Source organism: Streptomyces sp. NPDC000941 (assembly GCF_053599555.1).
In genome coordinates, this window is record NZ_JBSFMM010000005.1 from 98,606 (window position 1) to 124,590 (window position 25,985).

At 69.9% G+C, this 25,985-nt stretch carries 22 protein-coding genes; 12 read left to right on the forward strand and 10 right to left on the reverse strand.

Features of this window, described 5'->3' with window-relative positions:
* The first annotated feature begins 6 nt into the window (after window positions 1-6).
* The gene (locus ACWDSL_RS03395) at window positions 7-1,371 is read left to right on the forward strand and encodes a cytochrome P450 (protein ID WP_450481218.1); all 1,365 of its coding nucleotides are present in this window, start codon (window positions 7-9) and stop codon (window positions 1,369-1,371) included.
* An 82-nt stretch (window positions 1,372-1,453) separates the two neighbouring features.
* Here the strand turns inward: ACWDSL_RS03395 and ACWDSL_RS03400 are convergent, their stop codons facing one another.
* The 5 genes from ACWDSL_RS03400 to ACWDSL_RS03420 all read right to left on the reverse strand — a co-directional run bounded on the left by ACWDSL_RS03400 (window position 1,454) and on the right by ACWDSL_RS03420 (window position 7,928).
* On the reverse strand, window positions 1,454-2,464 hold the full coding sequence (locus ACWDSL_RS03400; protein WP_450481219.1) for a nucleoside triphosphate pyrophosphohydrolase: 1,011 nt from the start codon (window positions 2,462-2,464) through the stop codon (window positions 1,454-1,456).
* Window positions 2,465-2,478: 14 nt separating this feature from the next.
* Window positions 2,479-3,219 carry a SurA N-terminal domain-containing protein gene (locus tag ACWDSL_RS03405; RefSeq protein WP_450481221.1) on the reverse strand — a complete coding sequence of 247 codons (741 nt, stop codon included), beginning with the start codon at window positions 3,217-3,219 and terminating at the stop codon, window positions 2,479-2,481.
* Window positions 3,220-3,332: 113 nt separating this feature from the next.
* Window positions 3,333-4,886 carry a protein kinase domain-containing protein gene (locus tag ACWDSL_RS03410; protein ID WP_450481223.1) on the reverse strand — a complete coding sequence of 518 codons (1,554 nt, stop codon included), beginning with the start codon at window positions 4,884-4,886 and terminating at the stop codon, window positions 3,333-3,335.
* On the reverse strand, window positions 4,883-5,515 hold the full coding sequence (locus ACWDSL_RS03415; protein WP_450481225.1) for a hypothetical protein: 633 nt from the start codon (window positions 5,513-5,515) through the stop codon (window positions 4,883-4,885). The genes ACWDSL_RS03410 and ACWDSL_RS03415 overlap by 4 nt, the downstream gene beginning before the upstream one ends.
* A gap of 130 nt (window positions 5,516-5,645) precedes the next feature.
* Window positions 5,646-7,928 carry an HsdM family class I SAM-dependent methyltransferase gene (locus ACWDSL_RS03420; protein WP_450481227.1) on the reverse strand — a complete coding sequence of 761 codons (2,283 nt, stop codon included), beginning with the start codon at window positions 7,926-7,928 and terminating at the stop codon, window positions 5,646-5,648.
* 156 nt (window positions 7,929-8,084) lie between these two features.
* Between ACWDSL_RS03420 and ACWDSL_RS03425 the strand changes: the two genes are divergently transcribed.
* From ACWDSL_RS03425 to ACWDSL_RS03450, 6 genes are all read left to right on the forward strand, one after another.
* On the forward strand, window positions 8,085-8,822 hold the full coding sequence (locus ACWDSL_RS03425) for a hypothetical protein (RefSeq protein ID WP_450481229.1): 738 nt from the start codon (window positions 8,085-8,087) through the stop codon (window positions 8,820-8,822).
* The gene (locus tag ACWDSL_RS03430; protein WP_450481231.1) at window positions 8,822-9,610 is read left to right on the forward strand and encodes a hypothetical protein; all 789 of its coding nucleotides are present in this window, start codon (window positions 8,822-8,824) and stop codon (window positions 9,608-9,610) included. The genes ACWDSL_RS03425 and ACWDSL_RS03430 overlap by 1 nt, the downstream gene beginning before the upstream one ends.
* A gap of 157 nt (window positions 9,611-9,767) precedes the next feature.
* Window positions 9,768-10,379, forward strand: a complete 612-nt coding sequence (locus ACWDSL_RS03435) for an ArsR/SmtB family transcription factor (protein ID WP_450481233.1) — start codon at window positions 9,768-9,770, stop codon at window positions 10,377-10,379.
* An 81-nt stretch (window positions 10,380-10,460) separates the two neighbouring features.
* Complete coding sequence (locus tag ACWDSL_RS03440; RefSeq protein WP_450481235.1) at window positions 10,461-11,732, forward strand: MFS transporter; 1,272 nt, start codon at window positions 10,461-10,463, stop codon at window positions 11,730-11,732.
* A 1,011-nt stretch (window positions 11,733-12,743) separates the two neighbouring features.
* Window positions 12,744-13,115, forward strand: coding sequence for a hypothetical protein (locus ACWDSL_RS03445; RefSeq protein WP_450481237.1), 372 nt, complete (start codon window positions 12,744-12,746; stop codon window positions 13,113-13,115).
* Window positions 13,116-13,316: 201 nt separating this feature from the next.
* Complete coding sequence (locus tag ACWDSL_RS03450) at window positions 13,317-14,084, forward strand: MerR family transcriptional regulator (RefSeq protein WP_450481239.1); 768 nt, start codon at window positions 13,317-13,319, stop codon at window positions 14,082-14,084.
* 273 nt (window positions 14,085-14,357) lie between these two features.
* Here the strand turns inward: ACWDSL_RS03450 and ACWDSL_RS03455 are convergent, their stop codons facing one another.
* A complete protein-coding gene (locus tag ACWDSL_RS03455; protein WP_450481241.1) occupies window positions 14,358-15,152 on the reverse strand; it encodes an HNH endonuclease family protein in 795 nt (264 codons plus the stop codon).
* Window positions 15,153-15,211: 59 nt separating this feature from the next.
* Here ACWDSL_RS03455 and ACWDSL_RS03460 point away from each other — a divergent pair, with 59 nt between their 5' ends.
* The 4 genes from ACWDSL_RS03460 (at window position 15,212) to ACWDSL_RS03475 (ending at window position 19,902) form a co-directional block, all read left to right on the forward strand.
* On the forward strand, window positions 15,212-16,678 hold the full coding sequence (locus ACWDSL_RS03460) for a DUF2079 domain-containing protein (protein WP_450481243.1): 1,467 nt from the start codon (window positions 15,212-15,214) through the stop codon (window positions 16,676-16,678).
* 489 nt (window positions 16,679-17,167) lie between these two features.
* Complete coding sequence (locus ACWDSL_RS03465; RefSeq protein WP_450481245.1) at window positions 17,168-18,421, forward strand: cytochrome P450; 1,254 nt, start codon at window positions 17,168-17,170, stop codon at window positions 18,419-18,421.
* Between the two features lie 42 nt (window positions 18,422-18,463).
* Window positions 18,464-19,222, forward strand: coding sequence for an enoyl-CoA hydratase/isomerase family protein (locus ACWDSL_RS03470; RefSeq protein WP_450481247.1), 759 nt, complete (start codon window positions 18,464-18,466; stop codon window positions 19,220-19,222).
* Between the two features lie 179 nt (window positions 19,223-19,401).
* Window positions 19,402-19,902 (forward strand): RDD family protein, encoded by a 501-nt coding sequence (locus ACWDSL_RS03475; RefSeq protein WP_450481249.1) that lies wholly within the window; start codon window positions 19,402-19,404, stop codon window positions 19,900-19,902.
* A gap of 30 nt (window positions 19,903-19,932) precedes the next feature.
* On the opposite strand, the gene ACWDSL_RS03480 is transcribed toward ACWDSL_RS03475, so the two are convergent.
* The 3 genes from ACWDSL_RS03480 to ACWDSL_RS03490 form a co-directional block, all read right to left on the reverse strand.
* Complete coding sequence (locus tag ACWDSL_RS03480) at window positions 19,933-20,613, reverse strand: ABC transporter ATP-binding protein (protein WP_450481251.1); 681 nt, start codon at window positions 20,611-20,613, stop codon at window positions 19,933-19,935.
* 58 nt (window positions 20,614-20,671) lie between these two features.
* Window positions 20,672-22,174, reverse strand: a complete 1,503-nt coding sequence (locus ACWDSL_RS03485) for an ABC transporter permease (protein ID WP_450481253.1) — start codon at window positions 22,172-22,174, stop codon at window positions 20,672-20,674.
* A gap of 130 nt (window positions 22,175-22,304) precedes the next feature.
* Entirely contained in the window at window positions 22,305-23,591 is a 1,287-nt protein-coding gene (locus tag ACWDSL_RS03490; RefSeq protein ID WP_450481255.1) for a L,D-transpeptidase, read from the reverse strand.
* Between the two features lie 399 nt (window positions 23,592-23,990).
* Between ACWDSL_RS03490 and ACWDSL_RS03495 the strand changes: the two genes are divergently transcribed.
* Window positions 23,991-24,269 carry a hypothetical protein gene (locus tag ACWDSL_RS03495; protein ID WP_450481257.1) on the forward strand — a complete coding sequence of 93 codons (279 nt, stop codon included), beginning with the start codon at window positions 23,991-23,993 and terminating at the stop codon, window positions 24,267-24,269.
* Window positions 24,270-24,391: 122 nt separating this feature from the next.
* On the opposite strand, the gene hutH is transcribed toward ACWDSL_RS03495, so the two are convergent.
* A complete protein-coding gene (gene hutH / locus ACWDSL_RS03500; RefSeq protein WP_450481259.1) occupies window positions 24,392-25,936 on the reverse strand; it encodes a histidine ammonia-lyase in 1,545 nt (514 codons plus the stop codon).
* Window positions 25,937-25,985: the final 49 nt, after the last annotated feature.

The window sequence follows — 25,985 nt, forward strand, 5'->3', positions numbered from 1 at the left end:
GCAAGCATGAACAACCAATCGGCTCTCCCCGAACCACCACCCGGTTGCCCAGCACATAGCAGCGGCCAGCGGGTGCCGCTGTACGGCCCCGAGTTCGCCGCCAAGCCGGACGCCTATTACGCGCATCTGCGTCAGTACGGGCCGGTCGCGCCCGTCGAACTGGCTCCGGGAGTGGAGGCCACTCTCGTCACATCCTACGCGGCGGCCCTCCAGGTACTACAGAACCCCGACACCTTCGCGAAGGACTCACGCCGCTGGCGCGCCCTGAACGAGGGCAGGGTTCCACAGGACAGTCCGGTTCTGGCCTTGATCGGGTACCGGCCGAACGCCCTGTTCGCCGATGGCGCGGACCATATGCGGCTCCGTCAGGCGGTGACCCACAGCCTGGGCAGCCTGGACAGCCACCATGTGAGCCGCCAAGTCGAGCGGATCACTGATTACCTGATCGACCAGTTCAGCGCCCGGGGCAGCGCCGACCTCCTGAACGATTACGCCAAGTTGGTGCCGCTGCTGGTCTTCAATGAGCTCATCGGCTGCCCTGCGGAAATCGGTGACCGGCTGGTGTCGGGATTGGCCGACCTGTTCGACGGCATCAACGTGGAGAAGGCGAACGCGGAGGTCACCCAGAGCCTTCTTGAGCTGATCGCGGTCAAGCGGCAGCAGCCGGGGGCGGACATCACCTCCTGGCTCATGGAGCATCCGTCGCGGCTGAGTGACGAGGAGATGATCCATCAGCTGGTGCTGCTCATGGGTGCCGGCACGGAGCCCCAGCAGAACCTCATTGCCAACGCCTTCCACCTGCTGCTCACCGAAGACAGTTACGCGAACGACCAGCACGGCGGTGGGCTTCTGGTCGAGGACGCCATCGACGACGTCCTGTGGAACAGCCCGCCCATCGCCAACTACGCCGTTCACTATCCGATACACGACACCGAGATCGCCGGGATCACCCTGAGGGCAGGTGATCCCGTGATGATCAGCTTCGCCGCCGCCAACACGGATCCCGCGGTGTCCGCACCTCGGCAACTGTCCAGCAAACGGGCACACCTGGCGTGGGGCGCGGGGCCGCACGCGTGCCCGGCCAAGGACCCCGCCCGGCTGATCGCCCTCACGGCCCTCGAGAAGCTGCTCAACCGTCTACCCGATGTCGAACTCGCCGTGCCCGCCAACACATTGACCTGGCGCCCGGGCTGCTTCCACCGGGCGCTCACCGCCCTTCCCACCCGCTTTACGCCGGCACCTGCGGAAAAGCACACGCTTTCTCCCGCTTCTCCGGAAGTTGACACGACCGCCAGCACTCAGGCTCCGGCGCACCAGAAACCCCAGAAGGCAGGTTTCTGGAGCTCGTTCCTGACCTGGTGGAAGGCGTGACAAGTGTGACGTGCCCAACAGCAGATACCCGCCCCATGGGGCGGGTATCTGCTGTTGGGACACGGGGTGTGCGACCAGGACGCTACTCCCCGCCGCCGCCCACCCCTTCGGCCGCCCGGATCGCGTCCCGGTACGTACGGGCCGCGGCGCGTAGCGCCGTCTCCGGCTCGACGCCCCGCTCGGCCGCCCGCACCGCCAGGGCGAGCAGTTCGTAGCCGACGTCCTCCCCCGCGGGCAGCGGCACCTCAAGACCCGCCGTACGGGCGCGGGAGGCCAGCTTGGCGGCCAGCGCGAGCGCGGGCTGGCCGAGCGGCACTCCGTCGGTGACCGAGTCGCGCCGCTTCTCGACCGCCTTGGTCCGCAGCCAGTGCTCCCTGACGTCCTCGGCGGTCTCGGCCGCCTCCTCGCCGAAGATATGCGGATGGCGGCGGATCAGCTTGTCCACGATCCCGCCCGCCACCTCGTCGATCGAGAACGGCTCGTCCGGGTCCTCCTGCGCGATCCGGGCGTGGAAGACGACCTGCAGCAGCACATCGCCCAGCTCCTCGCGCAGCGCCTCGCGGTCGCCCTGCTCGATGGCCTCGACGAGCTCGTACGCTTCCTCGATGCCGTACTTCACCAGCTCCTCGCTGGTGCGGGCGCCGCTCCACGGGCATTCGACCCGGATCCGGTCCATCACCTGGACCAGGTCGAGCAGCCGGGCGCCCGGCAGGTCGTACGCGCCGGGCAGCAGCTCCAGGTCCGGCATCCGCTCCCGGCCGGACCCGGCGAGCCTGGCCAGCCCGTCGGTCAGCGCGGACTCCCCGTCCGCCGAGGTGAGCACGACTGCGGTGCGGCCCGGCGCGGTGGTGCAGTAGTCGACCAGCTCGCGCGCACCGGGCGCCGCCTCCGCCACCTCGACGCCCGCATCCCGCAGATACGGCAGCTGCGGATGGGCCGGGTCCGCGCACAGCACCTGGTCCGCGCCGTGCAGCGTCTGCCACGCGGGCCATGACAGCAGCCCGGGCGCCACCCGGTGGCTGGTGGTGAGCAGGACGATACGGCCGGTAGGGCCTGCGGCAGGGGCGGTGCCCGGGGCTTCGGAGGCGGTCACCCTTGAAACGTAACCTACGCCTGCTGATTCGCGTCCTCGGAGGTCCGCAGCCAGGACTCCTTGGTCAGCACCGCTGTGCCCCGGGTGTCGTCCCACGTCCCGTAGCGCGGGTTGACGTCGATGGCCAGCTTCTTGGAGGTGGCGGCGAAGACCGCGTTGACCTTGGCGGTGCCGAGCTTGTGCACCAGGCCGTTGCGCAACAGCTCCATGCGCAGCGCGTCGTCGATCCGGTCCGGGGCGATGCCCTGTTCCAGATAGAAGTCGCGCAGCGCCGCGGCGCCGCCCGGCTGTGCCCCGCCGGTCGGGTCGCACTTCGTCGTCTGCCCCGTCTGCAGGCCGCGCAGCACCTCTGCGCCGCCCGCCGACTCGACGGCCTTGCGGCACTGCTGCACATCGCGGCGGGTCACCCGCACCCCGTTGTCCTGGCCGGCCCGCTCGATCACCCGGAACTGGATCATGCGGATCAGGGTGTTCTGGCTCAGCTGACCGCTGTTGGCCACCAACTGCTCGGACTTGGCGGAGTCGCGCTGCGCGTCCCGGACGTCGTTGACCCGCGCCTGGAGCTGCGAGACGGTGATCCGGCTGCCGTCCACGACGGCGGCCGCCCCGGGGTGCGCGTCATTGCCACAGGCCGTGAGCAACGGGGCGGCGAGCAGCATGGCGGACGCGGCAGGGACGGCGAGGGTGGCGCGGCCGCGCGGCGAAGCCGCTTTCGTGCGGCGGTATGGGGGACGCCCCCCAAAGGGATGCAGCATCAAGTCTCCCGGCATAGATCGACCTGGCTTGATCGATGGTATGGAGTCGGCGCGGCCTAAGCCACTGATTCGACAACGATTCGCCACGGCTCCGGCCACTTCCCCGGGGCCGCTCAGCCCCGGACCTGCCCGAGCCAGTGCAAGGTGCGGCGGATCTCCTCCGGAAAGGGGTGGTGCGGACCGTGCAGCCGCTCGGCGTCGAACAGCAGGCGGGCGAGCATGTCGTGGGCGGCCGGGCGGTCGCCGAGGGAGAGCAGCAAGTGCCCGATCCTGCGGCGGATTTCCAGCGGTGTGGCCGGGTCGGTGGCCGCGTACTGCTCGAAGTACGGGAGCAAGGTGCGGTATTCGAGCAGCGCCTGGGCCGCCTCGCCGAGCTGTTCGAGGCACTGGGCCGCCTCGTAGCGGAACTGGAGGGAGTTGCGCAGCGCCTCGGGGCCCGACTCGGCGGCGTACTCGTCGGCGAGCCTGCGCAGCTCGGGCAGGGCGCGGCGGTACTGCCCGTCGTCCATGAGCGTCACCGCGTACTGCTTGCGCAGCGACCGTACGACCGGGGAGAGCTCGCCGTGTTCCGCGGCGGCCGACGGGAGGATCGCGCCGAGGATGTCCACGGCCTGAGTGATCCACCCCTGGTCCAGCAGGCGCTTGACCTCGTCGACGGCCCCCGCCACATCCGACCGGGCCGGGGCGGCGGGGGGCGCCGCCGACGGAACAGCAGCGGCCGCCGGCGGTCCTGGGCGGTCCGGCCAGGGGGCGTGCGGGCGCAGGAAGGGGCGGGTGGGGTCCATCGGGCCGGTGGCGGCGACACCGGGCGCCGCGGCGGCGTACGGCAGCAGCGGAACCAGCGCCTGGTAGACCTCCTGGGCGTCGGCCGGCCGGTGCTGGGGGTCCTTGGCGAGCAGCCGCAGCACCAGCGCCTCCAGCGCCTCGGGCACCTCGGACCGCGCCTGGCGGACCGGGACCGGCGGCTCGTAGAGATGGCGGTGCAGCACACCCAGGGCCGTGGAGCCGACGAAGGGCACATCGCCGATGAGGAGTTCATGCATCAGCACGCCCAGCGCGTACAGATCGGTGTACGGGCCGACGGCGCCGCCCATGGCCTGTTCGGGGGCCATATAGGCGGGGCTGCCGATGGGCGAGCCGGTGTGGGTGAGGCGGGTGGTGTCGGTGTCGAGGACGGCGGCGACGCCGAGGTCGAGGACGGTCACCGAACCATCGGGGCGGATCATCACGTTCCGCGGCTTGAGGTCGCGGTGCACGATCGGCACCGCGTGGACGGCGGAGAGCACCGCGCACAGCTGCGCCGCCACGCACACCGCCCACTGCCAGGGGTAGGGGTCGTGTTCGGCGAGGTGGTCGGCGAGGTCGGCGCCCTCGACGTACTGCATGATCAGATACAGGTCGTCGCCATCGCTGCCCGCATCGTGGACGGTGACCAGACCGCGGTGGTCGACCTGCGCGGTGACCCGGCACTCGCGTACGAAACGGCGGCGCAGATCGTCGACGCCGTCGCCGCCGTCGCTGGGTATCGCCATCCGGTCGGGGCGCAGCAGCTTGACCGCGACCCGGCGGTCGAGACGCCGGTCGTACGCGGTCCACACCTGGCCCATGCCGCCCTGGCCGAGGAGCGTGGCCAGCTCATAGCGGTCGGCGACGACGCGTCCGTTCAACGGCCCTGCTCTCTGCGGAGGTAGTCGCTGAGCTCATCCAGCTCGGCGCGTACGCGCTGGATGCGCTGCGGTTGGGGTTGGGGCTGCGGCTGCGGCTGCGGTTGGGGCTGCGGCTGAGCCTGGGGTTGGGGCTGCGGCTGGACGGGCTGGTGCGGCGGCAGGGGCTGCGGCGGCTGGAGCGGCTGCTGCGGCGGTACGGCCTGGTGCTGGTGGGGCGGGACCGGATAGCCGTACGGCACGGGCCCGGTCGGATACCCCGGCGGGACGTACGGCCCCACCCCCGGCGCGGCGATGGCCGCCGGGCGGTGGTGCTTGATGTCGACGATCAGGAAGTGCGTCGCCACGGCGCAGGACAGCAGGAACATCCCCGTCAGGGTCGCGTACGCCAGCGCGTCGGGCTCGTCGGGGCCGGTCCCGAACTCCACGAAGGCGAGCACCACCACCACACACGTGCCCCAGAACAGCAGCCAGTCCAGCGCGCGGCGGCGCAGGATGGCCACGCGCATCATCGTCACCCAGGACAGCAGGCCGAACGTCAGCAACGACAGGCCGACGAAGACGACCCGCAGGATGGCCACCGTCGCGGTGGACGCGGGGCGGGGCGGCGGCGCGGGGGCGGGGCCGTGCATGGCTGCTCCTGGAGGACCTGGTGCCGAGGGGTGCTCGCGCGCGTGCGTGCGCGCTTGAGCGTATACATCGACGTGGCGGGCCGAGCCCGGGTTGTACGGATCCGCCGTCTCTTTGATCACACAATCGTGATCAATGGGGCTGGACCGTACCGTCGGCCAGCCCGTCGTACAGCCCCCGTACCAACTGGTCCCCCAGCCGCCCCGCGAGCCTCAGCGCCTCCTCGAAGGAGGCGAGGGTGCGGTAGTGCTCGCCGTAGCGCCGCTGTTCGTCGAGCGGGAGCCGGGGCAGCCGCAGTCGGCGTACGTCGAGCCGGGTGGCGGTGGAGGCGTAGCTGCTGGCCTGCCGCTGGTTGGCGCCGCCGCGCAGATACCCGGCGAGGAACCACGGGTCGAGCGCCTGCGGGTCGGGCCGCAACAGGCACAGATTGCGGGCGAGCAGGGCCCCGGCCGCGGCCTCGTCCACCACGCGGGCGACCGTACCGCCGCCCACGAGCGGCACCACGACATCGCCCGGCTCGGTCAGCACCGGCTCCTCGGCGGCCGCCTCGGGCCGCTCACCGGCTGCGGGGGCGGGGCGGGCGCCGGTGGGGCCGGTTCCGGCGAGCACGTCGGCCTCGGTGAGCACCGGGGGCGCCTCCGGCTCCGAGCCCGCCGACTGCCGCCCCAGCCCCGGCACCGTCACCGCGCCGCCGGTGCGCAGCACCAGGGCGCCCGCACGGGCCAGTTCACCGACCGTGGTCATGGGCCAGCGCGAGCCCTGCGGCTGCTCTTCCAGGACATCCGGGCCGCCGGGCGCGACGGGGGTCAGCTCGACCGTACGGGCCAGGGTGGCGGTGAGCCGGTCGCGTACGGCGACCAGCTCCTCGGCGCCGCCGCCCGCGGCGGGCGACGGCAGATGGCGGGCGGGGGCGAGGTCGACGTCGTCGTCGAGGAGTTCGATGACGGGCAGCACCTGGCACACGCCCGCCCGCTCCGGAGCCCCATCGCCCCCGTCGCCCCCTTCACTGCCGACGCCGTCGACGCCGTCGAAGGCGCGCCAGGCGTCGAGGACGGTGTCGCGCACGGTCTGCCAGGGCAGCTTGTCCCGGCCCGGGGAGGCCGCGCCCGCCGGGTATCCGGGGACCGCCGCCGGGCCGTCCGCCGGGCCCGCCGCCGACGCCACGGCCGCCGCGGCGTCGACCAGCAGCAGCCGCGGCGCGGTGGGCTGTCCGGCCCCGGGGCGGCGCAGCACCCACAGATGCAGCGGGATCCCGTACGGCGGGGCCGCCCCGGCGGGCAGCGCGACCACGGCCCGCAGCGCGCCGCGCCGCAGCAGATCGGCGCGGATACGGCGGCCGGAGCGGCGGGAGGCCACGGCCGGGGGCATGAGCAGTACCGCGGTGCCGCCGTCGCGGAGGTGTGCGAGGGCGTGCTGGACCCAGGCGAGCTCGGATTCGGTGCGGGCCGGGAAGCCGTACTCCCAGCGGGGGTCGTAGGCGAGCTCGTCGTGGCCCCAGTTGCGCTCGTTGAACGGCGGATGGGAGACGACCGCGTCGGCGGCGAGCTGTGGCAGGGCGTCCGCGCGCAGGCTGTCGCCGCCGTGCACCCGCACCCGTGTGCCCTGGCCCTCGTGGGTCAGGGCCAGCCGCAGCGCGGTGAGCGCGGCGAGGTCGCGGTCCAGCTCCTGGGCGTACAGCGTGGCCACGCTATGGGTGCGCAGCACGGCCCACAGCAGCCCGCCGGTGCCCGAGGCGGGGTCGAGAACGGTGGGGGCGGCGCCGGCCGACTCGCCCGCCGGACCCGCCAGGGCGGCCATCAGCTCGGCGAGTTCGGGCGGGGTGACGGTGTACTGCCGTGGGTTGGCATCCAGATGGCGCCCGATCAGGAACTCATACATCTCGCGCGGACCGGTCTCCGCGGCCAGCTCGACGGCCTGGCGCAGCAGCGGTACGAAGGGCCGCAACCCGGCCGGGTCCGCGACGGGCACCGGGTGGTCCTCGCCGAGCCGGGCGGTCAGCACCGGGGCGAGCGCGGACGGCAGCAGTTCGGCCAGCTGCGGGTCGGTGGCGTCGCTCAGCCGGCGCCACTGGGCGGGCCGGTCCCGTACGAGGAGGAGTACGGCGCCGACGGGGCCGAGCGCGGCGGCGGCCCCGTCCGGATGCCCGGCCAGCGCCTGCCAGACGCGCTCACGCAGCGGCACCTCGGCGAGCTTGCCCTGGTCGCGCAGCCATTGCTCGACATCGCCGAGGGCGAAGGTCGGGCTGGTCTCGGTGCCGCCGACCGGTTTGGGGAAATCCGCGTGGCGGCGCCGCCAGTTGCTGACGGCGGCGCGGCCGACCCCGGCCAGCCGGGCGATCCCGGCGGCGGTCACCTCTGCTGCGTTGTCGGGCACCTGGCTGACTCCGTCCGGTGGTGCGGCTGTCACATCGAGCATACCGAAAGCGATCTTCAAAGAGACCCGTTCACATTGTGAATCCTACCTCGACGCTGACTCTTGTTGACTCGGTTCACAGACTCTGCTGTGATTGACCCATCGGTTCACGGAGGCCGGTCCGGCTCCGGGATGGACTCAGAAGGGGAGGGCTGTCGCATGTCGCAGCAGCAGAAGCAGAACTGGTTTGCCCGGCACAAGGTCCTGACGGGGGCGGGGGCGCTCGTCGTGGTGATCGCCATCGGCGGCGCCCTGGCGGGAGGCGGAGGAGACGACGACAAGGACAAGAGCAAGGACACCGCGGCCCAGGGGGCCACGTCCGGCGGGGGCTCGAAGTCCGGTGGCAAGGATGGCGACAAGGGCGGTGACAAGGGCGGTGACAAGCCCAAGGCCGAGCCCGCCATCGGCGGCGACGGCACCTTCCAGGTCGGCTCCGACGTCAAGCCCGGCACCTATATGTCCACCGACAACACCGACGGCATGTGCTACTGGGAGCGTGCCAAGGACTCCAGCGGCGAGACCGATTCGCTCATCGCCAACGACAACGTCATGGGCAACGCCTATGTGACGATCAAGGCGAGCGACAAGATCTTCAAGTCGAACGGCTGCCATGACTGGGCGGCCGTCCCCGCCAAGGCCTCCGGCACCCCCAAGTCCGAGGTGGACGGGAACGGCGGCATGTACCGGATCGGGGCCGACATCGCCCCCGGTACGTACAAGTCGGCTGGCAACGCCAATGACGCGACCTGCTACTGGGAGCGCGGCAAGGACGCCCTGCACGGCATCGACTCGATCATCGCCAACGAAAACGTCTCCGGAAACGGCGTGGTGACCATCGCCGCCGGCGACGGATACTTCAAGACCAACGGCTGCAAGAACTGGAAGAAGACGAGCTAATGCGCTCCACCACGACCCTGGCGGCGCTGTGCGCCGTGACCGCACTCGCCCTGACCGCCTGCGGCACCGACGACAAGGGCGGCGAGGAAGGCAAGTCCGGGCAGTCGGCCTCGGCGAGCTCGAAGGCCACATCCTCCAGCAAGGCCCCCAAGGCCCCCGGCTCCGAGCTGGAGAAGCTGACAGGGCCGGAGATCGCCAACAAGGCGATGAAGGCGATGAAGTCGGCGACGTCCCTGACCACGGCCCTGGACGGCACGGTCGACGGCGGCCCCATGAAGTACCGCATGTCCTCGGACAACAAGGGCGAGTGCGTGGGCAACATGTCCTTCGGCACCGAGGGCAAGGTCGAGTTGGTCAAAACCGGCGACCTGATCTACATGAAGTTCGACCGTGCCTTCTGGAAGTCCCAGGGCGGCGAGGACGGCGCGGCGGCGGCCGACACGATAGGCGACCGCTGGACCAAGTCCAAGGCGTCCGGCTCCGACTTCAAGGACTTCGCCAGCGCCTGCGACTCCGACACGATGCTGTCCGGCTTCGAGGCCGGCCCCAACCTCGCCCGCAAGGGCGAGACCACCACGGTCGACGGCAAGCCCGCCATCACCCTCACCGAGACCGACGGCGACGAGACGTACACCACCTACGTCGCCACCGAGGGCAAGCCGTACATCCTCAAGATGGTCATCAAGGGCGGCAAGGAGCCCGGCACGGTGACGTTCGGCGACTTCGACAAGCCGGTCGACGCCAAGGCCCCGACCGGGGACATCGTCGACCTCGACGCCCTCGGCTGACGGCCTCGGCTGACCGCCTCGGTCGCGCCTTTGACCGACAATCCACCCCCGCCGCCCACAGCAGCGGGGGTGCATCTGTTAGGGCACACAAGAGCTTCGCAGCCCCAACTCTGAAGCAGTTATTGCGAAGTTTTCGCTTCATACCTACGGTGAGGGCATGCGACCGAAGCACGAGCCCGAGCAGATCACCGAGCTGTCACGGCTGCGGGCGTTCATGAACCCGCTGCGGATGCGGCTCTACCGGCTGCTGTACGCCGCGGGCACCGCGACCGCCTCCCAGCTCGCCGAGCATGTCGACGAGACGCCGTCGCTGATCAGTTACCACCTGCGCAAACTGGCCGAGCACGGCTTCGTGACCCAGGCGAGCGGCCAGGGCACCGACGGCCGCGAGCGGTGGTGGCAGGTGGCGTCCGAGGAGGGCTGGGGCTTCCGCGACTCGGACTTCGCGGACACGCCCGAGGGCGCCGCCGCCGTCAGCGCGGTGACTCGCGGCATGTTCGACACCCGCATCGTCCAGTACCGCGCATATCTCGACCAGAAGTCCGCCTGGGGAAAGGCGTGGACCGACGCGTCCTTCAGCTCCGAGTGGCTGCTCGACCTCACCCCGGCCGAACTCGCCGAGATGAGCGACGAACTCGAGGCGCTGGCCCGGCGCTGGCGGGAGCGCGGCAAGGCCGCCAAGGCGGCCGGCGACGCCGGGACCGGCACCGGCACCGAGGACCGCGAGCACGTGTCCGTGCACCTCTACGGCTTCCCCTTCCGGCCCTGACACAGCCGTATCCGCGACGCACCGAAGCACCGAAACGCCGAAGCGCCGAAGCGCCGAAGCGCCGAAGCCCAGGAGCCCACCATGGCCGCCGCCGAGACCGCCCTGCCCGAACGCGCCACCACACCGGCCCACCGCGACGGCAACGTGCTGCGCTGGCTCGCCGCATACACCGTCTCTCTCGTCGGCGACAGCGTGTACTTCGTCGCCCTGGGCTGGTCCGCCCAGAAGGCCGCCGGCCCTACCGAAGTCGGCCTCGTCATGGCCTCCGGGGCGCTGCCACGGGCGTTACTCATGCTCGCCGGGGGCGTGGTGGCCGACCGGTTCGACCCCCGCCGGGTGATTCTCGGCAGCGATGCGCTGCGCTGTCTGCTCATCCTGGCGGTGGCCACCGCCATCGCGCTGACGGCGCCGGCCCTGTGGATCCTGGTCGCGGTGGCGCTCGTCTTCGGCGCCGTGGACGCGCTGTTCGTACCCGCTGTCGGTGCCCTCCCGCCCCGGATCACCAACCCTGACCAGCTGGCCCGGGTCACCGGCATGCGCTCGCTGTCGATGCGCCTCGGCCAGATCGCGGGCCCGCCGATCGGCGGCCTGGCCATGGGACTCGGTGGACCTGCGGCCGCCTTCACCGTCGCCGGCCTGCTCTTCGCACTGTCCCTGCCGCTCCTGCTGACGCTACGGATACGGCCCCTCGGGTCGCCCGACGCGGAGCGGCCGGAGCCCGGCACCGCGCGGCAGGACCTGGTCGACGGCCTGCGCTACATCCGCCACCACCGCCTCATAAGACCGCTCGTCGCTGCCAGTGCCATCTGCGAACTCGGGCTCATCGGCACCCTCAACGTCGGCATGGTGCTCCTCAACGCCGAACGCGGCTGGGGCCCCTCCGGCTACGGCTGGATCGTCGGCAGCTTCAGCGCAGGAGCCGCGGCCAGCGCCTCACTGCTCGCCATCGCCGGCTGGCTGCCCCGTGCCGGCCTGACGATGGGCGGGACACTGCTCGTGGGCTGCGCGGGCGCGGCCACCATCGCGCTGGTGCCCACCCTTTGGCTCGCCGCGGTACTGGCCGCGGTCATCGGGCTGAACGCGGGCGTCTTCAGCAGCCTGGGCAACGCCCTCATCCAGACCGCGACGGACCCGGCCTATCTCGGCCGGGTGACCTCCGTCGTCATGCTCACCATGGTCGGTCTCGCGCCCCTCAGCTATCCCCTCGTCGGCGCCGCCATCGGAGTCTGGGGCGCAGCCCCGGTGTTCATCGGCTGCGGCGGCCTCGCCGGCCTGGGCGCGGCCATGGCGCTGGCCTCCGACGCGGTACGGCACGCCGAACTGCCCCGGCAGCGACCGGGCACGACCACCTGACCCATCCGCCCCCCAGGGCCCGTCCTTGCCGCGCGGCCCTCCAGGCGGCGGGCCGGCAGGTGGACCCGGCGCTGACCAGCGTCCGGCAGACCACGGAGGAGCTGCGCTGCGGGTTGGCTGCGCCTGTGCGCCGTCTCGCGGCATTCGGCTTGTGCGGGTGCGGGTTTCGTCTCGGACCCTGCGGGTCCAAAGCGCCAGCAGGAGGGGAAGGGGGCGGCCGGCCCGGTGTTCCGGTTCCTTGGCCCGGTGGGTGATTGAGCTTACGACTGGCTCCGCTGCGCTCCGCCGCAGCTGCTGCCGCGCGGTGGCTTGGCCGGTCGGTCCAGCGGTGCGCTGTGCCGGGAGCGCGCGAGCGCGACGAACGGGCCGGCGATCGCTGGACGGCATGGTCCGGACGCCGCGTGCGGGCATCGTCTCGCGCCTTCGGCGCACAGCGGCCAACAACGGGAAGGGAAGGGGGCGCCGGGGGCATCGTCGCCGTCCAGCCCAAGGGGTCGTCACCGGCTCGCGGGCGGGGGGACGGCGGATGGGCGCCCGAAGCGGTGGACGCCGGTCCGGTTCGGGTCCTCCACCCGCCCCCTCTCAAAAAACTACTTGCTCTACATCAAGTACTGCATCAAACGTCTTTCTGAGAGCAGGTGGGTGGAGAGGCGGTCCTGGCTGCCGGTGCTCGCTCATCTGTCGCGCTCCCGCACCCCCGGTCCAGCGCACCGCTGGACTGACCGCCCAGCCCCCCGCGCGGCAGCAGTCGCAGCGGAGCCTGTCCTGAGCTCAACCACCCACCGGGTCAAGGAATCGGGACACGGGGCCAGCCGCCCCCTTCCTTCCCGCTGCTGGCGCTTTGGACCCGGAGGTCAATGCCGGGAGGTTAGGTGGTGTTGAGGGTTGTCACGGGGGTGTGGATGTTGATCTCGTAGGTGGCTTTCTGTGAGGTGGGGTGGCTGGTGTGTGTGATGGGTAGCGGTCGCGTTGGCGTTTGCGGGTGCGGGGGCTGGTGCGGGATCGGCGGTTTTGGGTGGTCTGGTCGAGACCCTGGCAGGGGCCGAATCCCTCGAACTCGCCACCGCCGCCCCGGAAGAACTGGCCTACCACCTGGACGCGGTGAAGCGGATCCTGCGCACGGTGCTCCAGCTCCTCGCACCGGTCGAGGGAGAGGGGAAGCCGGTGAACGCCGACAACCAACCCGACGGGGGCGAACGACCAAAGATGACCATGCGCGTCTACACCGTCGCGCGCGACGGAATCGTCACCGCACGGCGCGCGATGGTGACCGTCCTCGTCGGGGAGAAGACCGACCCCTACGGACTAGGACAGGCATGGCCACCATGCCAGTGCCCCCGCCATCGCGAACACAACAACCCGAACCGCTTCAAGCGCTCCTGAGACGGCCGCCCGCCCCCTGCCCCAGTCACCTCTCCAGGGCGCGGGGGCGGGTCCCCCGGCGGCCCCGGTCGTCGCGCACCCCGTGGCCTGACCGACCGATGAACACGGCCAGTGGTTACTTCCCCAGAACGTGTTCAAGAAGCAGGATCGGTCGCTGTTACGGCTTGAACCTCACGCGGTGTGAGGATGCATCGTTGCTCCATGACCACTTCTGCAACCTGGAAAGTAGGTCGGCTTGCCGAAGCCAGCGGGCTGACCGTGCGCACGCTGCACCACTGGGACACCATCGGCCTGCTCAGCCCCTCACAGCGCACTACGGGAGGGCACAGGGAATACAGCGAAGAAGACCTGGTCCGTCTTTATCAGGTGCTGGCGCTGCGCAGTCTGGGGCTCGCTTTGGACGCCATCGCCGTCTGCCTCGACGCCGGGGTCGACCCGGCGCGCTTGGTCCGGGACCACTTGGCCGGTGTGGAGGCATCCATCGCCGCGCTCGGTGTCCTGCGGGAGCGCCTCATACGACTTGGTGACGAGTTGTCGGCCGACCGGGCCCCGGCAGCTACGGATCTGCTCGATGCGCTGCGGGCGATCGGAGGCACCGGTCCGGAGGGCATGCACACGCTGGGCCGCCACCTGGATGCCGACCAGGTTCAGGTCCTGCGCACTCGTGCCGCCGCCCTGGGGCCTGCGATGCATTACCTGCTTGAGGTCGAGTGGCCTGAGCTGTACCGGAGGGCCGACCGGCTCCGTGCGGCGGGAACTCCTCCGGCTGATCAGAAGGTCCGCCGACTGGTGGCCCGCATGGATGAGCTGAGCGCGTTGTTCACCGGCGGCGATGCCGATATTTCCGCTGGTGTCAGGGCTGCCTGGCGTGATGATCCGGCCGCCATGGCTGAAGATTCCGGTGCTCCGGCTGACGACTGGCGAGAGCTGGCCGACTACCTGGACCGTGCTCGCAACAGCCGCGTTTGACTGCCATGTGCCGTGGTCCCCCTGATCATCTTCAACTGCCATCCGCCTGAAACCGAGGCTGTCAGAAGCTTCTGATCGGCCGAGGCCCGTGTGAGCTCATGGCGTCCGCCAGATGGAGCTTGGTGGTCAGGCCGCCGCGCGAGCAGCCGATCGCGTGGTCGTCCGGCTCGGCCGCCGGTCCCTGAGCGGCCGCCGCCGCGCCTGCTGCGCGCCGAGCCGGAACTGCACCGCGTGGGCCCGCCACCTCGCCGGGCCGTACGGGGCCCGCAGCCGTCACCCGCCGCACTGCCGCCGCATCATCCCCTGGTCGGCGGCGGTCACCGGCAGCTCGTACTTCAGCGCGACCTGGGCGAAGCGGACCGCGTACGCGCACCTGATCGGCTTGCTCGGCGGCAGCCAGGACGCGGGCCCTGAGTCGCCCTTGGCCGAGTTGGCGCGGCCCTCGACCGGGATCAGATTGAGCACGTCGTTCGCGAGCTGTTCCCGCTTGCTCTTCGCCCAGCGGGAGGAGCCCATCTGCCAGCTGTACGACAGCGGCACCACATGGTCGATCTGCACCTGGGCGGCCTTCTGCTTGCGCCACTCGATGGTCTTGCCCGTGTACGGGTCGTGCAGGGTCATGGAGACCACCACACAGTCGGAGCCGGACCGGAAACCCAGCCGCTGGCCGTCACGCTTCAGAAGATCGTTGCGGGTGTCGCAGCCGTTGCGAGCGAGCGGCACCCCGTCGGCCGTGTCCATCCAGGCGTAGCCGAACTTGTCCCGCTCGTAGCCGGTCCTCGGCCCCCGCCCCTTGGTGAGCAGCTGGTCGATGAGCCGCCGGGCCGCGGCCTTGTCCGCGGCGCTCGTCACGGGCGCCAGGCCCGGCTTCGTACCGTCCGGGTTCTTCAGCGGACTGACCGCCCGCCCGTCGCCCTGTTGCCCGTCGCCCTGTGGCCCGCCGCTGCTACTGCTCCGCTCTCCGCCGTCCCGCCCGTCGCCGTCCTTCTCGGCCCCGGACGTACACCCGGCGACTGCCAGCAGCACGGCAACGCCCGGAATCAGAACCTGCCCAAACCGTCTCTGCAACCGTCCGGCCTCCTTCGCGTATCTTTTCGCACAGACCGCCCACACGATAAGGACCCTGGATGGACACGGCCGCCGCACTCCCGCCCGGCACCACCGCCGAGGGGGCGAGCGCCGCCACCTTGGACCGCGCCCGGCCGGACGACGCCCCGGCGGCGCGGCTGCGCCAACCCCGCCTTGACCCGTACTGGCTGGCCGCGGGCTTCTTCGTGGCCTTCGCGGCCATCTCGATCACCCGCTATCGGCGGATGGCCACCATGTCCTGGGACCTGGGGATCTTCGAGCAGGCGATACGCTCCTACGCCCATCTCCAGACCCCCGTCGCCGATCTCAAGGGCCCCGGCTTCAATATCCTCGGCGACCACTTCAGCCCGGTCACCGCGCTGATCGCCCCGTTCTACCGGGTCTTCCCCACCCCCGTCACCCTGCTCGTCGTCCAGGCCGCCCTCTTCGCCGTCTCCACCATCCCCGTCACCCGCGTCGCGGCCCAGCTGCTGGGGCGGGGCCGCGGGCTGGCGATCGGCGTCGCGTACGGGCTGTCGTGGGGCGTCCAGCGGGCCGTCGACTTCGACTTCCACGAGATCGCCTTCGCCATGCCGCTGCTCGCCTTCTCCCTGGAGGCGGTGGTGCGCGGGCGCTGGACGGCGGCGATGCTGTGGGCCGTCCCGCTCGTCTTCATCAAGGAGGACATGGGGGCCACGGTGGCCGCGATCGGCGCCGTGATCCTGGTCCGCACCTGGCGCGAGCGCCCGTCGCGGATCGTCCCGCTCGCGGTCGGCCTCATCGGCTTCGGCGTGCTGGCCTCCGCCCTCGCGCTCGGCGTGATCATCCCGAGCTTCAACGGCTCCGGCTCGTACGACTACTGGAACAAGGTCGGCAGCGGCGGCGAGCAGACCGGGACCATACCCTTCGACACCGCGGTGCGCACCCTGCTGTGGGTGCTGCTGCCCACCAGCGGTCTGCTCGCGCTGCGCTCCCCGCTGCTGCTGGCCGCAGTGCCCACCCTCGGCTGGCGCTTCGTCTCCCACGACGACCACTACTGGGGCACGGACTGGCACTACAGCGCGGTGCTGATGCCGATCGTCGCGCTCGCCCTCGTCGACGCCATCGACCGCGCCCGCGACAGCCACCGCCCCTGGCTCGCCTCGTACGCCCGGCAGCTGCCCGGAATGGTGGCCGGCGCGGCGCTGGCGCTGACCGCCTCGCTCCCCCTGGAAAACCTCACCGATCCGGACTTCTTCCACAAGCCGAAGGAAGTCACCGAGGTCGAGCGGCTGCTGGACCGGATCCCGGACGGGGCGTCGGTCGAGGCGAACGTGGGGCCGATCAGCCGGCTCACCAGCCGCTGCCGGGTGCTGTGGGTCGGCAATACGCAGAATGTCGTGCCGGACTACATAGCCCTTCAGGAGCCGGAGCGCACGGCCGAGGACCTGGTCGCGTACGCGAAACAGCTGCACCCGGAGCACCAGTACGCGTATCTCGGCTCCAGCGGAGGCTACTTCGTACTCAAGCGGGCCGACACGCCTTGAGACTACAGATCGCAAATTCAGGGAAAAGGGCTCCGGTGGGGCAACGTTCGCCGACATCACCAAAGGGTCAGGCGTAGCAAGAGGAGGAGTCCGCTACCACTTCCCAGCACTGAGGAAACATCACCTACCCCAAGTCGACCTTTCCCCAGATCGAGGAATTCCACTCTGGGAAGATACTAAAAGGACCAGGCCATTCCCCCGTAACGGACTGTTACTGGAGCCCGCTTTGCCCGGGGCCTCTGGGCCCGGTCAATGCGCGCCGTGCTTCACCGAAGCATTCAGATTGAACGCATGTTCGACCCGAGTAGGCATGGGCACCCGGTCGGTACCGCGCCTCAAAGTGATCGCTTTGCCCAGAAAGGTCCTAATGGGATCATTATTCGATCGAAGTGTGACCGAGGCAACAGGATGCCTACTCGCATGAGCGTTCAACCGCATGGGTATGCAGGGCGGGAAATTGATGTTGATCTTAGGAGAGGGCCCGTCCCGGTGGAGCCAACCCTGCTGCCTGCGGTGACTGTCAGTCGACGAGCGGTGGTTTCGCTCTTCCGCCATCTGCGCGACAAGGGACAGAGCGACCCACTTCCCACCTATCAGCAACTCATGGGGATGGGCGAAGTGATCCAAGCCCCTTGGGGCGGCTACCTCGTGACAACCTATCCGCTCTGCCACGAGATATTGAGAAGCAAAGACTGGAAAGTCCCCGACCTGCATTGGCGAAAACATCAAGACCATAAGGCTCGATGGAGCGCGTTCTCATCACTGCAGATGGGGCTTACACTTCCGATGCTTAATCCACCCAGCCATACGGTGGTGCGGAAGTCGCTCGGAAACCCATTCGACGGCCCCTCACTGGAAAATTTTCGCTCTTCGGTGAAGGCAGCAGTCACGCGATTGCTGGACAGGTTCGTCGAAAAGGTCCAACAAGGACCCGCCGATTTCTCCAGCCTCGTCAGCGAAGAACTCCCTGTCATCACGATCGGTGAATGGATGGGCTTGCCGGCAGATGACTTTCATCTTCTGCGCTCATGGACCCACGACCAAGCCAACACGCAGGAACTGTTTCCCTCACCGAGCCAGCTTGTCCGGTCCGACGACGCGACAGCTCAACTACGCGATTATTTCACCGAGTTGATTCGAAAGCGTCGGGAAAAACCCGGAGACGACCCTGTCTCCTCGTGGCTTCACACCTGGGACGAGATCGAGTCCGACCGTGTCCGCGTCGATGAGACCGTCCGCTCCCTGGCGCTGTTCATGATTCTGGCAGCGTTGGAAACCACCTCCTACGTGCTCTCCAGCACAGTTCGCCTGCTTCTCGATCATCCTGATCAACTGGACTCACTGCGTCGTGATCCAGAGGGCATCCCGGCCGCGGTCGAGGAGGCCCTCCGGTACGACCCCCCCATACACATGATCTCCCGGGTGGCATCGGCCGACACCGAGATCGGAGGGGTGCTCGTGCGCGAGGGCGAGTTGGTGCAGCTCATGATCGGAGCGGCCCATCACGATCCTGACCAGTACCCCGATCCTCGTCAATTCACCGTTGGCCGCATGCCCTCTCACCTCAGCTTCGGCTGGGGAAACCACTACTGCCTGGGCAACGCATTGGCCCGTATGGAGGCGACGGAACTGCTGGCCGAACTCCTCAGGCGGCCCCTGCGCCTACGCATCAGCTCCCCTCCGCAGTGGGAGCCGCGCACCGTATTCCGCCGCATGACATCACTGCCGCTGGCCTTGGCTTGAGTCTCGCCGCATCAACACCTGGGCCCCAGAGAGAGACACCCCATGCACACTGAGTACAAGACACTCCTCATAACGCACGCTGCCCCCGTCCTCACCGTTCAACTGAACATCCCGGAGGCCGGCAACGCCATATCGGGACAGGTTCTCGATGACCTTCTCGACGTGATGGGCAAGGCCGAAGCGGACCCCGAGACGCGAGTGCTGGTGCTCTCCGGCGCGGGGGAAGACTTCAGCCTGGGAGGGGACCGCACCGAGTACTCGTCGCTTCTCACCGAGGACCCCTCAGGCCAAGCGCTGGGCGAGCACCTGAACAGAGCCAAGCGCGTATGCGACGCCCTCAGGGAAACTGAGTTGGTGACCATCGCAAAGTTGCACGGCAAGGTCATCGGTGCTGGTCTGGGGATCTCAGTGCTCTGCGATCTGAGGATTGGTGCGGACAACTGCAGCTTCGTCATGCCGGAGCTGCTCCTTGGGGTCCCGCCGGCCTGGGGTGGCATCCTGCCCCGCCTCCTGCTCGAAGGAGGACTCGCCAATATGCGCGAGCTGCTGTTGACCAGCGAGCGGTTCGACGCCACAACCGCGAAACAGCTGGCCATCCTGACCAAGGTCGTGCCACACGACGAACTGGACTCGGCCGTCGATGAGAGGGTCAGGGCTCTGGCTCGCCGCAAGCCGGCCGCGCTGCGCATCACCAAGCAAATGCTGAACGACTACGCCAACCGAGTGGGGGGCGCGTCCACGCTCGATGGGACACTATTGATGGCAGCCATGTCCAGCCAAAGGCTAAGTCGCCTGTCGTAGACCCCCTTTGGACCCCGCCGGGGGCATCCGCGGCCGGACGGAACACCCCCTCGGCCCATTGTCCCGAGGCGCGGCGGCGTCGCCACTCGACGCCGCACCACACCCCTCTCACCGCATCGATACCGGCCGCGCACCGTCTTGAGAAAAGACCGTCACAGACGCACGGCAGGATGCCCACCGTGATCGACTCCCAGGGGCGGCAGCCCTACCCGCACCCGTACGCACATCCCCCGCATCCACAGCCCCAGCCAGATCTGCCCCAGCCGCCCGCTGTCCCCGAGGCCATCGGCGAGTTCCGCCGGTGGTTCTCGGCGACCGTCGACGGCTCGATCGCGCTCTTCGGCGGCCTGGCCGTCGCCGTGCGGCTGGTTCCTGCCCTCGGCGGCCCGAAGCCGTTCTGGGGCACCGTCCTCGCCGGGGTGTTCGGGCTGTCCTTCCTCCACCATGTGCTGGGGCCCTGGATCTTCCGGACGACGATCGGCAAATTCCTGTTCGCCGCCCGGGTGGTGCGCGACGCGGACGGCGGGCGGCCGCGCTTCTGGCAGGCCGTCCGGCGCTGGGCGTACGGGCTGACCTGGCTGCCGATGCAGCCGCTGCGGAGCCTGATCGGGGCGGACGGCGACCCGTACGAGGATGCCTGCGGGCTGCGTTACGTACGCGCCAAGGACCTGCGGCGCTGACGGTCCCACCGGCCTGGAGGTCCCCTAAGGTCAAGCGGCCCGCTCGGTGATCTTCACCTTGCCCTTCTCGATCGTGGCCAGGCGCGGGGCGCGGCGGGCGAGGGCGCTGTCGTGGGTGACCATCACAAACGTCAGGCCGTGCTCCTCCCACAGCCCCTCGAGCAGGGTCATGATCTCGTCGCGCATCGACTCGTCCAGATTGCCGGTCGGTTCGTCGGCGAGCAGCACCTTGGGGTGCTTGACCAGCGCGCGGGCGATCGCCACACGCTGCTGCTGGCCCCCGGACATCTCGCCGGGCAGATGGCCCAACCGCTCGCCGAGCCCGACCGACTCCAGTGCCTCGGCGGCGCGCGTACGCCGCTCGGCGGCCTTGACGCCGAGCGGGACCAGGGCGGTCTCCACGTTCTCCTGCGCGGTGAGCGTGGGGATCAGATTGAAGCTCTGGAAGACGAAGCCGATGTTCTCGGATCTGACCTTGGTGAGCCTGGCCTCGCTGAGCGTGGCCAGATCGACGCCGTCCAGCTCGACCGAGCCGGAGGTGGGGCGGTCCAGGCCGCCGAGCATCTGCAGCAGGGTGGACTTACCGCCGCCGGTGGGGCCCTGGATCACCAGACGGCCGCCGTCCTCGATGGTCAGATCCACACCGGCGAGGGCGTCGACGGTGTCCTTGCCGCGCCGGTAGCGCTTGGTGACGCCGCTGAGCTGGTACATGGGGTGACTCCATAAGTTGTTGGACGGCCCGGGAGGGCCGGATGTGGCTGATGCCGGGCTACTCGACGCGGCGCAGCGCGTCCGCCGGGCGCAGCCGCGAGGCACGCCAGCCGCCGAAGCCGCCCGCCACGAGCCCGCCCGCGACGGCGAGGCCGACCGCGAGCGCGATGGTGGCCGTGGAGACCGGGGCGGTGAGCGCCACATCCAGGGTCTTGGCCGCGGCCTGGCGCAGCCCGCCGCCCATACCGCCGCCCATACCGCCCCCGGGTCCGCCGCCGCCCGGACCGCCGCCCAGGCCCATGCCGCCACCGGAGGAGCCCAGTTCGGCGGTGAGGCTGGGGCTGATCGCGGTCACCGCGTATGCGCCGGCGAGGCCGAGCCCGATCCCGAGCGCGCCGCCGAGCAGGCCGTTGACCAGGGCCTCGCCCACGACCTGGCGGGTGACCCGGCCGCTCTTCCAGCCCAGCGCCTTGAGCGTGCCGAACTCCCGCACCCGGCGGCTGACCGCCGAGGAGGTGAGCAGCCCGGCGACCAGGAAGGCGGCGGCCAGGACGGCGATGGACAGCCACTTGCCGACGGTTGAGGCGAGGTCGGAGGCGGTGGACAGGGAGCCGGAGACGGTCTTGGCGAGGTCGGCGGAGGTGGTGACCGTGGTGCCCGAGACGTGTCTCTGGATGGCCGACTTGACGCCGTCGATCCGCTGCGAGTCCGCCGCCTTGACGTAGACGGTGGTGACCTTGTCCTTGGAGTCGGAGAGGGTCTGCGCCCGCTTGAGCGGGATGTAGACATTCGCGGCGGCCGAGCCGCTGTCGGCGGTCGCGACCCCGATGACCTCGAACTTGGTGCCGGAGATGGTGATGTCGTCGCCCACCGCCAGCTTCTTCTCCTTGGCGTACGAGCTGTCGACGACCGCGACCTTGGCGTCGCTCTGCGCGCTGGTGAAGGTCTTGCCCTTGCTGATCTTGGAGGAGGTCAGCGGGCCGAGGCCGGGATGGGCGACGTCGACCCCGTAGACGGAGAAGGAGTTGACGTCGAACTGGGCGCCGCCGCCCTCGACCTGCCCCTGCGGCCCGCCGCCGCCCTCGCCGCCGGGGCCGCCCTGCCGGTTGCTGCCGCCGGAGTTCTGGTCCTGCTTGAACTCACCCCGCTGGAACTGCCCGCTGACCTTCAGGACCTGAAGATTCAGCCCGCCGACCGCATCGGCGACCCCGCTCTGCTTCCCGATCTTGGTCACGGTCGCGGCGGACAGGGTCTGGAAGCCCTGCACCATCACCCGGTCGCTGCTCTGCTCTTTGTCGTCGTCGCTGTCGCGGGCGTCGAACTCGAAGCGTGGACGCGAGTTCTGGTCGCTGCCCGAGGAAGCCTGTCGGGCCTTGGTGACGGTCATATCGGTGCCAAGACCGTACAGCGACTCCAACACCTTGTCCTGCGCGCGCTCCATGCCGGAGGACACCGAGGTGACCACGATGACGAGCGCGATGCCCAGTGCCAGACCCGAGGCGACGACGAGCGCCGCTTTTCTACGGCGGCGCAGCTCGCGCCGGAGGTAGGTGAAGAACATGCGCGCGACGGTAGAGGCGTCATGTGATGAGCGGATAAGGGCAGGATGAGAGCGGCCTTAAGAAAGCCGACGGGCGGCGGCCGGCCTGAGAAGGCCGACCGCCGCCCGGGGCGGGAGTACTAAGGGTGTGTCAGGCGCCGGTGGCGCTGCCCGCGACCCACTCGCTCCACTTCATGTTCCACCCGTTCAGGCCGTTGTCCGGCGAGACGGTCTCGTCCTTCGAGTTCTTCACGATGACGACGTCACCGATCTGCGACTCGTTGTAGAACCAGGTCCCATCGGTGTTCGGGTCGTTCGCACCCTGGGTGTCCGACAGGCCCACACAGCCGTGGCTGGTGTTGACCGCGCCGAAGATGGACTTGGCGCCCCAGTAGTTGCCGTGGATGAAGGTGCCCGAGGTGGTCAGGCGCATGGCGTGCGGCACGTCCTTGATGTCGTACTCGCCCTTGCCGTCGCTGTCCGTGAAGCCGACCGTCGCCCCGTTCATCCGGGTCTCCTTGAACTTCTCGGAGATCACCATCTGACCGTTGTACGTCGTGTTCTGCGGGCTGCCGGCCGAGATCTTGATGGTCTTGAACAGCTTGCCGTCGCGCACGACCTTCATGGTCTTGGCCTCGGCGTCGACCGTGGAGACCTGGGAGCGGCCGATCTTGAAAGTGACGGTCTTCTCCTGGACGCCCTTCACCCCGGGCGCGCCCTCGATGCCGTCGAGGTCCAGCTTCAGGGTGACCGTCGAGTTGGCCTTCCAGTACTCCTGCGGCCGGAAGTCCAGGCGCTGGCCGCCGAACCAGTGCCCGACGACCTGCTGACCGCTGCTGGAGGTGACCTTGATGCCCGACTGGACGGCCTTCTTGTCGCTGATCGCCTTGTCGAAGTTGATCGACACGGGCATCCCGACGCCGACCGTCGAACCGCTTTCCGGCGTGAAGTTGCCGATGAAGCTGTTCGTCGGCGAGACGGTGGTGAAGGACGAGTTCTCGGTGGCCTTGCGGCCCTTGGAGTCCTCGGCGGTCGCGGTGATCTTGTACTGGGTGGACCGCTCCAGCTGTCCGCTCGGCTTCCAGGACTTCCCGTCGGACGATATGGAGCCGGCGACCTTGGTACCGGTCGCGGCCGAGGTCATGGTCACGTCCTTGAGCGTGCCGCCGGCGACGGTGACCTTGGTGTCACTGTTGATGCCCGCGTTGGTCGCTCCGGCCTTGGGCGTGATCTTGATGTGGGCTTCCGACGCGTCCTTGGCCGCCGCCTCGTCCACCTGCGACTGCGACTTGTCGCCGCCGGCGTTGTTCTTGTTGCCGTCGCTGCCGCCGTCGTCGCCCCCACCACACGCCGCGAGGGTCAGTACTCCGCCGAGCACGGCGGCCGCGGCCACCAGCCCCCTACGGCGCTTGCCGTCCGTCATCACACGCTTCTCCATTGATCTGGACCCCAGAAACCCCGGACCTATCTGACAAGAACGCCTGTACCTTTTGGCCGGTTCCACGCACAGTAAAACTGTGCGGAAGGCCACTTAGCAAAGACGCCGGTCAAGCCCGTGGCCCGACCGGGGTACCCGGCACCCGTGCGGCGCAGTCGTCCCGTCCTCTCTTATCCTCCAGGACGCCGAAGCGCAGCGCTCCGTTCCACTTCGGCGCGTCGGGATAGTGGATCCCCCGAGACCTCCGAGGCAAAAATCAAGCAAAGCCGCACAAAGTATGACGTCTCAGGACTGCCCATACGACGGAGGGTATGCCTCCGGGCCGTCTCGCTTCCGCACGACCCGCAGTTGTCACTACGATCGGACGCACGGGGCCAATTCACCACAGCCTCAAGGAGGATGCCGGTGTCCGCACGCCGACCGCTGCTGACCGCCGCCGCCGCGGGCTCGCTGCTGTGCGCCCTGTGGTTCGTCCCGTCCGCGAACGCCACCGTCGAGCGGGACAGCCAGGCCCCCGCCGGGCAGACGAGCGCCCAGCCCGCCGCCTCCGGCGAGAACCTGGCCGACACCGGCAGCGTGGACGTCACCCCCTACCTGGTCGGCGGCACCGCCTTCCTGGGGCTCGGGGTCGCCATGGTGACCGCCTCCGTCCGCCGTACACGGCCAGAGGCGTACTAGGCCCATCCTCCGCACACGGGACCAGGGGTGCACCAGCGCCGGCGCCGGCGCCTGCTGGGCCGCACCCCTTCGGCTCGCCCCCAGCTACCGCTGGGAGGTGCCCCTGCCACTGAGCTCCGCCCTCAGGCCAGCGGGCCGGTCACCTGCTCCACCGTCTCCGCCAGCTGTCCCGACCGTACGAACGCGTCCGCGGCCGCCAGGTCCGGCGCCAGATAGCGGTCCCCTCCCGGGCCCTCGACGCCCGCCCGGCGCACCGCCGCCAGCACCGCCCGGCTCGCGGGGGCCGGCGCAAGGCCCTCCCGCAGCTCGATCCCGCGGGTGGCCGCGACCAGCTCGACCGCGAGCACCCGGGTCAGGTTGTCCACCGCCGTCCGCAGCTTGCGCGCCGCCGACCAGCCCATCGAGACATGGTCCTCCTGCATCGCCGAGGACGGGATGGAGTCGACGGAGGCGGGCACCGCCAGCCGTTTGAGCTCGCTCACCAGCGCCGCCTGGGTGTACTGCGCGATCATCAGCCCGGAGTCCACGCCCGCGTCCCCCGCCAGGAACGGCGGCAGGCCGTGGGAGCGGTTCTTGTCCAGCAGCCGGTCGGTGCGGCGCTCGGCGATCGAGGCGAGGTCGGCCACGGCGACCGCGAGGAAGTCCAGCACATAGGCGACGGGCGCCCCGTGGAAGTTGCCGTTGGACTCCACCCGGCCGTCCGGCAGCACCACCGGGTTGTCCACGGCGGAGGCCAGCTCACGGTCGGCGACCAGCCGGGCGTGCGCGAGCGTGTCCCGGCCCGCGCCCGCGACCTGGGGCGCGCAGCGGACCGAGTACGCGTCCTGGACGCGCGGTGCGTCGTCCTGGTGGTGTCCGGTGAGGCCGGATCCGGCCAGCACCCGCAGCATGTTGTCCGCGCTCGCCGCCTGCCCGGGGTGCGGCCGGATGGCGTGCAGCTCGGGCGCGAGCACCCGGTCGGTGCCCAGCAGCGCCTCCAGCGACAGCGCGGCCGTCACATCGGCGACGGTGAACAGCCGGCCCAGGTCCTCGCAGGCCATGATCAGCATGCCCAGCATTCCATCGGTGCCGTTGAGCAGCGCCAGCCCTTCCTTCTCGCGCAGCTCGACCGGCTCTATGCCGTGCTCGGCCAGCAGCTCACCGGCCGGGCGCAGCACCCCGTCAGGACCCTCGGCCTCGCCCTCGCCCATCAGCGTCAGCGCGCAGTGCGACAGCGGCGCGAGGTCGCCGGAGCAGCCCAGCGAGCCGTACTCGTGCACCACGGGCGTGATCCCCGCGTTGATGACGGCGGCCATGGTCCGTACGACGAGCGGGCGCACGCCGGTCCGGCCCGAGGCCAGCGTCTTCAGCCGCAGGAACATCAGCGCGCGCACCACCTCGCGCTCGACCCGCGGCCCCATACCGGCGGCGTGCGAGCGGACGATGTTGCGCTGGAGCTGGACGCGCAGCTCAGGGCTGATATGGCGGACGGCGAGGGCGCCGAAGCCGGTGGAGACGCCGTAGACGGGTTCGGGCTTGGCGGCGAGGTCGTCGATGACCTGACGCGAGGCGGCGACGGCGGCCAGGGCCTCCTCGGACAGCTCGATCCGCGCGCCGTCCCGCGCGACGGCGATCACATCGGCGGCGGTCGTCCCGGAGGTGCCCAGCACCACAGAATGCATATCCATATTCAGGCACCATAGATAGTGAATCTCTGTCTGTCACCCGCCCCCTGAA